8 protein-coding genes are annotated in these 11,245 nt (G+C 56.1%); 6 read left to right on the plus strand and 2 right to left on the minus strand.

The genetic code is table 11. The features are described 5' to 3' along the window. Positions 1-482: 482 nt before the first annotated feature. Positions 483-1,679 (minus strand): molybdopterin-binding protein, encoded by a 1,197-nt coding sequence (locus DES29_RS11730; RefSeq protein ID WP_005429038.1) that lies wholly within the window; start codon positions 1,677-1,679, stop codon positions 483-485. Between the two features lie 835 nt (positions 1,680-2,514). On the opposite strand from DES29_RS11730, the gene DES29_RS11740 reads away from it, so the two are divergent. The 6 genes from DES29_RS11740 to nrfD all read left to right on the plus strand — a co-directional run bounded on the left by DES29_RS11740 (position 2,515) and on the right by nrfD (position 9,291). Further along, on the plus strand, positions 2,515-3,219 hold the full coding sequence (locus DES29_RS11740) for a 4Fe-4S dicluster domain-containing protein (RefSeq protein ID WP_113854928.1): 705 nt from the start codon (positions 2,515-2,517) through the stop codon (positions 3,217-3,219). A 24-nt stretch (positions 3,220-3,243) separates the two neighbouring features. Continuing rightward, entirely contained in the window at positions 3,244-5,349 is a 2,106-nt protein-coding gene (locus DES29_RS11745) for an aldehyde ferredoxin oxidoreductase N-terminal domain-containing protein (protein ID WP_113854929.1), read from the plus strand. Between the two features lie 27 nt (positions 5,350-5,376). Further along, on the plus strand, positions 5,377-6,342 hold the full coding sequence (locus DES29_RS11750) for a hypothetical protein (RefSeq protein WP_021995728.1): 966 nt from the start codon (positions 5,377-5,379) through the stop codon (positions 6,340-6,342). 122 nt (positions 6,343-6,464) lie between these two features. After that, positions 6,465-7,550: a cytochrome c3 family protein gene (locus DES29_RS11755; RefSeq protein ID WP_021995729.1), complete on the plus strand. Its 1,086-nt coding sequence runs from the start codon at positions 6,465-6,467 to the stop codon at positions 7,548-7,550. Positions 7,551-7,672: 122 nt separating this feature from the next. Then, positions 7,673-8,332 (plus strand): 4Fe-4S dicluster domain-containing protein, encoded by a 660-nt coding sequence (locus DES29_RS11760; RefSeq protein ID WP_113854930.1) that lies wholly within the window; start codon positions 7,673-7,675, stop codon positions 8,330-8,332. Beyond that, positions 8,332-9,291 carry an NrfD/PsrC family molybdoenzyme membrane anchor subunit gene (gene nrfD, locus DES29_RS11765; protein WP_021994914.1) on the plus strand — a complete coding sequence of 320 codons (960 nt, stop codon included), beginning with the start codon at positions 8,332-8,334 and terminating at the stop codon, positions 9,289-9,291. The genes DES29_RS11760 and nrfD overlap by 1 nt, the downstream gene beginning before the upstream one ends. Before the next feature lie 272 nt (positions 9,292-9,563). Here nrfD and DES29_RS11770 read toward each other — a convergent pair whose 3' ends face one another. Continuing rightward, positions 9,564-11,057, minus strand: a complete 1,494-nt coding sequence (locus DES29_RS11770) for an ATP-binding protein (RefSeq protein ID WP_113854931.1) — start codon at positions 11,055-11,057, stop codon at positions 9,564-9,566. Positions 11,058-11,245 lie beyond the last annotated feature (188 nt).

The following is an 11,245-nucleotide window of genomic DNA, read 5'->3' on the forward strand; positions in this document are numbered from 1 at the left end:
ACGCCATCGGGATCTGCTGGCTCTGTTGGGAATAACAAAACTCCCGAAGACTGTTTTCCGTTTTAGTTAGGATCTAGTCATTCGGGAGTTCAGGTCAGGAAGTTTATTGAGCCTCACATTTTAGGAATCGCACCGCGCAAATAGAATCAGCTTTCTTAAGCCACTTGCAAAGACGCAGACGACATAAGCATCTCTACTGAGTCCAAACTGCTGTTGACAACTTTAATATATTGCGTTCATCCTGCAGCGCACGCGTCTACAAAACCAGATGCATGATGAACATCTGTTCAATATAGGTTTGAGGACGACATCGGCCGGCGGGCTTCGATGCGGAAATGCCCGCTGAGGGGCTTCGGACCCAGCGGCCTGCGTTCTGCGCGTCGTTTTTCGTTCAAAGCGCAGCGGCACAAAACGCTGACACGGGAAGCAGCCTTCATTCTGCATTGAGCGAAAGAACGTTCTGAAGGGCTGCCGTGAGCCCCTTAATTGATGAAGCAAATCACGTCGACTTCATCACCGGCCTTGATGCCGTCTTTGCCGACCTTCACAACCCCTGCAGCATCTCTCAAAAGCAGTACCGAGCCGGTCCCCTTTTGAACCGCTCGAGCGATCCTCGCGTCGCCGCAGCCGCAGAGCGACACGCAAAGCTCACCCGTTTTCCCTGCCGGGATATTTCCAGAGAACGCCGCCCGCACCACTTTTTCATGGAGTGCGATGCCGCTTCGCGCCGCAATGAGCGGGAGCACGACACGCTGAGCAATCATCATTGCAGCAAGCGGGTTCCCGGGAAGACCGATAACCGGGCGGCCATCAAGTTCCCCGGCAATGAAGGGACTCGCTCCCCCGCTGCATCGATCCGCCTCCTGTGAGTCCAGCAGCTTGCCGCCGGCCTCAAGAATAGCCCTGCGGGTGAGATCTTTCGAACCCCGGCCGGTTCCGCCGATCGTAATCAGAACGTCAGAGCGCACCGCAAGTCCAGTGAGTGCGGCCGCAATGGCCGCAGAATCGTCAGCTGCACTTCGCGCCCATACATCGCGGATACCGGCATCCAGAAGCAGTGAGCGCAGATAAGCTGCGTCGCTCGATACCCGGGTGGGTCCCTCCGCACGGCAGACGAAGTCGCGCAGTTCCGATCCGGTCGCAATGATGCCGACCGAGGCGAGGGACCGCGCCTTCACCACATCCATTCCCGCTTCAAAAAGAAGCGCCGTCTCGGCCGCCCCGATGCGCACGCCGCTCTTGAGAAGCAGGTCCCCCACACACCATTCAGCACCTCGCCGCATGATGCCGTTTTCCGGTTCCGCTGCTTTTTGTGCATCCGCCAAATCGGATCTGTCTGCGGAAGGAATAATGGCAGTTACCCCTTTAGGAATAGGTCCGCCGGTATTCACCCAAATCGCGGACATCGGCGGAAGATCGGGCGGCGTACGCCCGTTTTCGACGACATCATCGAGCACTTTTCGGTGTCCGGCTTCCGACGCATTCACGGCCCAGCCGTCACGCAGGGCAAGGTCGTAGGACGGGACATCGTTTGGAGCAAAAACATCCTCTTGCAGTTCTGCTCCAAGCGCATCACAAAGCCTGATGAGCGTTGGCTCGGGGTGGTACCAAACGGGCGGAAGTGCAACAGGGCGCAGGATAAAGCCCGATGATGAGTGAGGTCCGAAGGCGGCGGACATAGTGAATAAATTCCGAAATAAAAAGCGGACTGCCCCTCTTTCATTTTTCGTTATTCACTTGTAGAATAGCGTCAATGAAGCGAGGGGTCGCTCAATAAAAAAATTTCGGAACGGAGGATGGCGGGCAATCCGACATCCCATCAGGACAGATCAAAGTATAAGAGATTGATCGTCATTAAGTCGAGATCATCGGCTTCATTCATTCAACAATCGATTTTGTTTCTTTCATAGCGACAAAATAGAAATCATTCTCATCCGGCTTATTAGGGGTTTCACTAGTATCCCGATAACGATATAAACATCGTCCGGCTGAATGTTTTAATGCCAAGTATCTCTTAAATCACTCTGCCGCAGGCATTTTCAGACTAGACAAGAACCCTCAAGGGTTAGCCCCCATCTCCTTCAGGTTGTTTTTAGCTGGGGTCTCTCCCCCCTATTGGCATCTGACAAAAGTCAATCTACCTAACGGTCCCCTGCGGGAAAAATCGCCTTGCTTTCGAAGAAAGAGCGCGACCCCGAAAAAATAGCTCTATCGGAAAGTGCAGGAAAAAATTTCGCCATTTTCATCTGCCGGCTTCAGGACAAGGAACGAGAAGCAGATGAGTAATCGGCTGAAAATTTTAATAATTTCGGCTTCATAAATTCGCCCAATCGGAATCGAGCAGCGAATCAAACTGCCGTTCAATCCGCATTTTCCGCTGAGTCTCCTCGCGGACGCAGCCCGCTCGAATGAAAGCGTCATTCCACCGCAGGCGTCAGGGACGCACTGCGGACGAAGCGGCCCGCGGGGGCTCCGCCGCCCGCCGCATCGAAAAAAACGCAAGGGAGACTCCACATGGAACTCAATGACATTCTCGAGAAGCTGTCGCTGTCGCAGGACCTCACGCGGCGCGGCTTCCTGAAGGCCGCCTCGGCCGCTGCCGCGCTCGGGCTCTTAAACGATGCGCGAGCCAAAAACGGCGTGCGGCCGTACGTGATTCTCGAAACGGCCAAGGGCCTCATCATCGCCGACCCCAATCTGTGCGTTGCCTGCCACCGCTGTGAGCTCGCCTGCACAGAATTCAACGACGGCAAAGCCACGCCACGCCTTGCCCGCATCAAGATCACCCGCAACGTCATGTTCGGCCCCTCGGGCACCAACCCCATTCCGCCCACTTTCGGCGTGCACGGCAACGGTCTGGTTGTTCAAGACACCTGCCGCCAGTGCCCGCACCCGGTTCCCTGCGCCAATGCCTGCCCGCAAGGCGCTATTCAGGTTGACCCGAAGACGGGCGCCCGCGTGGTTGTCAAGGAACGCTGCATCGGCTGCCACCTCTGCGAAAAGGCTTGCCCGTGGGACATGATGAGCTTCGACGACGAAGAAAACAAAGCGTCAAAGTGCTTCCTCTGCAACGGCGACCCGAAGTGCGTCAAAGCCTGCCCGGCCGCCGCCATCCGCTACATCCCCTGGACCGACCGCTCTCACGAAGAAGCGCGCCGCGTCCCGCACGGCTATCTCGCCCGTGAGAACGCTGCCGAATGCAGCATCTGCCACCGCTAACCCATTGTTCTGGAAGCTTGAAAAATGTCTGAAACCAAGAAGAGATACGGCTATACGGGCAAGGGCCTGCGCGTCAATCTCACGACGGGAAAGTTCACGGTTGAACCGACCTTCCCGCGCTTCAACGGCTTAATCGGCGGCACCGCCTTCGGCTACCGCGTGCTCTGGGACGAAGTTCCGCCTGACACGGACTGCTATTCCCCGGAAAACAAAGTGGTCATCGCCCCGGGTCCGCTCTCCGGCACCGGCGCCATCTGTTCGGGCCGCACCGCACTCACGACGCTTTGGCCGACTTCGTGGCCTCAGTCGCTGATTGCGAGCGCGCACGTGGGCGGCGAAATCGCGCACAAGATGAAGTATGCCGGCTGGGACTTCATCATCATTGAAGGCGAAGCCAAGAAGCCCTGCTACCTCTACATTCACAATGATCACGTCGAACTGCGCGATGCGCATTTCGTGTGGAACCAGGGCACCAAGCGCTCCTACGCGATGATCGCTCAGGAAACGAACGCTGACGCGAGCATCGGCGTGATTGGGCCGGCGGGTGAAAATCTTGTGCCGATGTCCAACATGATGTTCGACAAGAGCCACAGCGCCGGCGGCGTGGGCAGCATTTTCGGCAAAAAGAACCTCAAGGCTATCGTCGTCCGCGGCGATCAGGCGATTCACATTCACGCCAAACCGCAGGAATGGGAAGCGCTGATGGACAGCCACCGCGCAATCCTCGGCGCCCACACCCAAACGGTCGTTTCCCGCGTCCCGTCGCCGCTCTTTGAGTACTCGAGCCCCTCGAGCCGCTGGTCGGGTCTGCCCGGCCGTGTCTGGGGCGCGGCCAACCCGCCGGTGGTCATCAACGGCGATATTCGCGACGTCAACCACATCGCCTACCGCACCTGCTCGGCAGAGTTCTACCTCGGGCCGTCGCTTTGGAAGTACCACGTCCGCACAACGGGCTGCTACGCCTGCCCGATTCGCTGCTACTCAGTCATTCGCGACGAAGAAACTGCCGCCAAATATAAGGTTGACCCGATCACCGAACAGACCTGCCTCGCGCTCTGGGGCCGCTGGTTCTTCCCGAGCCTCATCAACGACCTCGAGAAGCCCGTGTCGCGTGAAGCCTGCCTCGTAGGCTCTCAGACGCTCGACGACCTCGGCATCTGGTGCAACTACGGTCAGCTGCACCGTGACTTCGTCTACTTCCTCAAGAAGGGGTATTGGAAAAAGTACCTCTCCGAAGAAGAGTACAAGCAGATTCCGTGGGACAAGTTTGAAAATCCCGATCCCAGCGCGCTTCAGGACATTCTCCCGCGCATTGCTTACCGCAAAGGCGAATTCGGCCGCTGGCTCGGTGAAACTACGCCGAAGATTCTCGAACACTTTGGTCTTGCCGAATCGGCCTGGCAGAAGGATCACGATACGCTTTACTGGGCGCACGGCCATCCCAAGCACCATTCCAACGAAGACGACGGTCAGATCGGCTGCGTGCTCAATTCGCTCTATAACCGCGATCCGATGAGCCACGGCCACATCAACTTCACCCGCTGCGGCCTGCCGATCGATGTGCAAAAGCGCATCGGCGAGAAGTTCTGGGGGAGTCCGGATACCGTTGATGCGATCGGTGACTACACGCCGACCAACATCTACAAGATGAAGCGTCTGCAGTGGGTTGTCGCCCGCAAGGAACTCCACGACATGCTCGGCATCTGCTCGTGGACGGCTCCGTGGGAAGTCTCGCCGCTGCGCGAAAAGGGCTACATCGGCGACATCGAGATGGAAAGCAAGGTCTTCCGCGCCGTCACCGGCATCGAAATGACCCAGGATGACCTCGACAAAGCCGGTCTTCGCGCCTTCATCCTGCAGCGCCTTTACACGATGCGTCAGCTCAAGAGCCGCAATCCCCGTCAGGATCATGACCAGTATCCGGAATGGATTTTCTGGGATCCCAAGGGCAAAGCGCCGTTCACCAAAGGCACGATCCGCATGGAACGCTCCGACATCGAAAAGAGCTTCGACCTCTTCTACGGTCTCATGGACTTCGATGTGAAGACCGGCGCTCCGACTGAAAAGTCCCTTAAGGAATACGGCCTCGACTTCGCGCTTTCGACGATGAAGCAGGAAGGTCTGATGTAACTGCGCGCCGACAAGAGGTATTGAGTCATGAATCGCGAAGCAGAAATCTGTGCCGACATGAATGCTGCCGAGGGAGCCGCTCAGGCGTCTCTTGCAGCATCGAGTGCGGCCGTCATCGAGGAAAACACCCCGTCGACCTTGGATGAGCTCTCCCGGCTTGACGCCGACGTCCTGATCCTTGTGGATCTTGTCGCCGACGCGAGCCGCCGGGTCGAACTCATCGAGCGCCCTGCGCTTTTCGCGGCTTTCCGCGAAAAAGCTGCAGCCGCGCCGATCCCCAAGGCCCACGAGCTTCTTGAAGATGCCGACCGGCAGATGGACAGCACGTATAACCGTGCGCCCGGCACGGTTTCCTTCGTGCCTCCGAAAACGAAGAACCGCGAAGAACGCGAAGCCAATCGCCTGAAGGTGCCGACGCTGCGCGATCAGCGCGAAGCCTTCACGAGGCGCGAACTGCTGCGCGGTCTGCTCGAAGGGCGGCTTGCTGAAACGGCTCAAGCTATTGAGCGTGAAAACGCCGCAGCGGAAGCCGCCGAAGCCCAAGAGGCGCCCGAACCCCGCGAGATTACCGAAGCGTACTTCAACCAGGTGGTGGAGACTGCGCTCGCCCGCGACTGCGGCGTCGCAAACTTGACCTCCTGGGACGAGAAGGAATACTTCCACTATCGCCCGCTGCTTTCGGCCTCTTATGCCCGCATTCTTTCGGCCAAGAACAACCCCGCCGAAATGATCTGCGACCTCGTTCGCGAGCACTCGCGCATCTATCCGCGTCCGGTGACGATCGGCACCTTCCAGGAAGAGCCCTTCAATCTGAAGCCCGAAGAACTTCAGGAACTGATGCAGTCCTTCCCCAAGGATCCGAAGAAAAGCGACATTAAGTTCACCACTTCTTCGCTCGGCACCGTGTTCCTTTATTCGAACAAGTACCTCGAAGACGACTATGCGGACTTTCTCGCGCAGTACCTCGACGTCGACCAGGTGATGAGTCCCTGAGGCGCTCTGCGCATCTCAGGCGACCCGCCCAGTGCGGCTTTACATGACTCCAATGCCTCATGAGGCCTGCGTGCGGAGCCCAGATTTCGGTCCGCACGCACGATATGAAAAGGATTCCCCAAATGAACACCCGTATTTTCACGACCGGCGCCCTTGCCTGCGCGGTCTTTCTCGCCGGCGCCGCACAGGCGGCGGAACAGGCGGCCGACCCCTATCCGCCCGTGAAGTTTGATCTGCCCGAGCATCAGGCCTTTGTTGATTCGCTTAAGCTCGACCCCGCGCGCCACCAGGGGCCGCAGACAAAAGAAGAAATCAAGGCTGAACTCACCAAGATCTTCAACGAAAAAACCGAGCAGCACGCCCTTACGAAGCACTATGAAAAAGGGCTTACCTGCGTGACCTGCCACGATCAGCAGCGCGTGGGCGGCCCCGACTGGATGACCTCCGTGACGGCCCCGGAAATGAAGAAAAACTGCGGCGACTGCCATGAGACGCAGAAGGCCGTCTTTGCGAAGACCGATACGCATCAGAAGATCACCTGCGTGGCCTGCCATATGCCTAACATCCCTTCGCCCGAAGACTTCACCGGCCCCGACGCTGTTGAGCAGTACTACTCGGCCGTTCGTCGCTCGCACCTCTACCGCATCAATACGGACCCGACCGCACAGACGCTGATCCGCTCCGACGCGAAGGAAGGTTCGGGCGAACGCCTCTGGACCTATGCGCTCGACAAGAAGGGTCATGCCTATGTTGACATCGTTTGGTCCTGCGGCCGCGCTGCGCCCGGCGACTACACGCTCTCAGGGGACGGCCAGGGCTGCCACAGTCCTGCAACGAGCACGCTTGACGAGGGTCTGCGCTACGGCACTCAGCAGGCGATCTATGACGAAATCCAAAAGTGGCAGGAACCGGTCAAAGCCAAGTTTGCTGAAATCGAAAAGGGGCTCGAACGCATCAAGCAGCTTCTGGAAGTGACAAAGCTCACGCCCGAAGAACTCGCCGAAGTCCACCTGATGCTCGACAAAGCTCAGGAAATCTACGACCAGGTGAAAAAAGACGGTTCGTGGGGCGTTCATGCGCCGCGCTACCTCTTGGATCGCGTGACGTCCGGCGCCGCCTACATCGTGCGCGCTCAGGCCATCGTCGACAACGGGGGCTACCAGACCGCTGCCGACAAACGCGCCGCTGAGAAGAAGGCCGCCAAGTAACGCCATTGACTCAGCTTCGGAGGATCTAATCCCCCGAACGATCCTCATTTCACCTATTGCGGCTTCAGGCGGACATCAGGCGCAAAGCCTTGCTGCCGCCCGTTACCGCTAGGGAGATCCAAGTGACCCAAAACATTGACCGGAGAAGCTTCCTCACGGCAGCCGCCGGCGGACTTGTCGTCATTTCGCTCGGAGGGTGCACCTCCGACACGGTCGACGGCAAGAAGCGTCCGCACTACGTGATGGTCTTCGACCAGAATAAATGCGTCGGCTGCGGCGAATGCAAACGCGCCTGCAACGAAGCAAATCACCTCCCCCCAGGGCGCTCGCGTGTGCTTTTGCAGCGCATGCCGGGCCCAGAACGTCACTACATCCGCGTTTCCTGCCAGCAGTGCGTGGATTCGCCTTGCGTGAAGGTCTGCCCGACCGGCGCCTGCCACCACGATCCGGAAACCAACATCGTCACGATGAATACGGACCGCTGTGTCGGCTGCAAATACTGCATCGCAGCCTGCCCCTACAACGCCCGCTGGATCAACCCGGAAACCAAGGTTGCCGACAACTGCGACTTCTGCCTGCATTCCAAGAACCTCGCCGCCGGCGAGCTTCCCGGGTGCGTAGCGCACTGCCGCTTTCATGCGCTCTCCTTCGGCGACCTCAATGATCCCAACTCCTTCGTCTCGAAGCTGCTCAAGGCGAAGGACACGGTGCGCATTCGTCCGTGGCTTGGCACTGAACCAACCCTGCGGTACATCCCCGTGGTTAAAACCGGAGTTCGATAATGGACGGCGTTCTTGATTTTTCAATCGGTCTCACCGAAGGCGTCGCCTGGCCGTGGCCGATTGCCGTGTACCTTTTCCTCGCAGGCATCTCGGGCGGCTCGTTGGGCGTAATACTCACGATGATGAAGCTTCGGGGGCTTTCGGGCGACTTGCCGCTCCTCAAAGCATCCTCGTCGATCGCGCTGGCAACGATTCTCCTCGGCATGCTCTGCCTGGTGCTCGATCTGACCGATCCGCTCTTTTTCTGGCGCATTCTCGTCTTCTACAACCCGACGAGCGTCATGAGCGTGGGCGTGATGATGCTGCTTTTTTACATCCCGCTTACTGCGGTGCTCACGGTGATTGTGCTTCGGCACAGTCTGAAGTGGCTGCCGTTTGGTCTGGGCGGTTTGGTGGAAAAATTGGGCGACATCTTCAATAAAGCCAGAGGCCCGATCACCTGGATCGTTCTCTTTCTGGCATTCGGTATCTGCGCCTACACCGGCTTCCTGATTTCCGCACTGATCCGCTATCCGCTCATCAATACGGCCGTGCTGCCAGCGCTCTTCGTAGCGTCCGGCGTCTCGGCGGGCACCGCTGCAGCCAAGCTCCTCGCAACTGCGGTATTCGGTGAAAAACGCGATTCGCATGCGATGCATATCCTGCATCTGGCCGAATGGCCGATGATGGCAGCCGAAATCTCCTGCATTTTCATGATCGCCATGGCGATGATCTTCGGCATGGCCGGGGCTCAGGCTGCAGTCACCGCCTTCACGACGGGCGTCTGGGCCGCCGTCTTCTGGGTGGGCGCTGTGGGTGTCGGCTTCGGCGTGCCGTTTGCGCTCGGCATGACGGGCTGCACTCGTTCGGCTGCCGGCTTTTGGACCGCCGGGTTTGCAGCAGTTGCCGGCATGATGTGCCTGCGCCTCTTCATCCTCTACGCCGGCCAGCTCAACTCTCTGATGCTTACTCCGGTATAAGTTTTTTCCTCCTCAATCTCCTAAAGCTCTCCATGGCATGCAGCGTCCGCAGCGCCTGCTTCCTGTCGATCGATACCAGCGGCCAGAAAGAAGCGCTCGAACGCATCAATGCCTCTCTCAGAGATCTCTGCAGAAGATAAAAGCGAAAGCAATATCTTCTGCAGTAAATCTCATGGCGGAACCCCTTCCTCGAGTGTGGTTCCGCCTTTTTTTATTTACTGCTGCGAACGGTTTACAGTTCAATTAACAAGTACTATGAAGAATCTTGAAAATTAAAACGAATCGCGATCATTTCGAACAACTCGATATCGTTGCTTTGGATTTCGAGCATTTTCTGTAGGTTCGACTTTTCCCGTACGTACAAGTTTTCTAATATGGCTTGTCATAGTTGCTCGAGACAACCCGGACATAGCCATCAGCTCTTTAATCGAGCAGCTTCCACGTGAAGTCAGTTCCACAATAATGGCTTCATCAATCACTTCACAAGAGCGAGTTGACATTTTCATCATCGTCCAGAGACGTTTCTCAAAAGTCAGCTTAAAAAATGTCAAGGAGTTTTGAATTTTTGGCAGCGGCATCAAGGCTTGAGCCAATGACGACTCAATCACCATAAATCCGGTTCCCTTATTTTCGACAACATAACCAGATTCAAACGGCGTACAAGTCAAGAGTCTAGACAAATGTTCATTACGGCTTGATGAAATTCCCTCTTTGCCGAGGCTTTCAATAGTTGTTGATCCGAAAAGACCTCCTGGATTTGTAATTTCCAGACGATCTGAATACATATTAACTTCTACATGAGTTCCCCGTCCCTCAGGTGAATAATCCCTATGCTGCAATGCGTTAGCAACAGCCTCTCTAACCGCAATTAACGGATAATCAGGCACATCCTTCCGCAAGGCATCTTCAAGGAATGCGCCTGTATTCATTCGCATTTGAACCATCGTTAGTGTTTCAACAAGCATGTCGGGAATAGATCCAACAATTTCTTTTGAATCCAAATAACGAACCCCAGTTTTTTTTTCGTTGCCTGTTTTACTAACGCCAGGATAAACTGTAAAAACAACCTCTAATCTAGGGAAAAATCGCTGAGGGAATATTCCCGCCACTAAAAGCCCTGATAAAGTCGGGCAAATTCGATCATCAACCTTCGTGAGCACACCGAGTTGAATTAATATTGTTTCATCAGGTAGTGTCGCAAACACTCTTGGAAAAATATCTCGGGCTCTTCTTATGATCGCTGTTAGAGTATTTTTATTTAAATCATCAATACTTGCCGCTGCAACCGGTTCGATATCATAATGCGGCTGGAATGCCCCCTCTGCCAGTCGATCAACCTCATAAGGCGACAAACGTCTGTCTCCATCGCCGGAACGAATAAATGCCCCCTCATAACGACCTTTCTGCGTTATGTAACAAGGCTTCTGATTCTTAGGCAACTCTGGCACATAGGCAACCACAATCATCTGGTTCTCGAAGATCATTTTTTCGATCTCCATTCGAACGACGGGTGTTAAACGATCACCGACAGTCTGTAACTTCGTATAAGTTTTATTAGCATCAAAACTCTTGGCTGGATGAAAACCATTCTTTTCAGAAACACCAAGAATAATGGTTCCACCATGCATATTTGAAAAAGCGGAGATGGTATCAAGCAAGCTCTTTGGGAGATCAACAACGGCCTCCTTAACCTCCCAGTGCTGAGTATCAGCACCAATTTGGCGCATGTGCTCCAATGCTTCCAGTACATCTTGTTCGATAATCATTCGTTGACATCCTCTCCGCCCAAGGACGGAGATTCCCTACTGAGTCCTTACGCGTTTTCAGGCGCTTGGGGATCTCTTCGGATGGGTTCCTGTTGCTGACCTGCGCGTCTCTTGCGAGAAGGCCGATTCACTTGAACTGCAGCAGTGGACTGCAGTTCCCCACAGGCTCTAAGGCGCTGCCCGCGCCT

This window comes from Sutterella wadsworthensis (assembly GCF_003315195.1).
Lineage (GTDB): Bacteria > Pseudomonadota > Gammaproteobacteria > Burkholderiales > Burkholderiaceae_F > Sutterella > Sutterella wadsworthensis.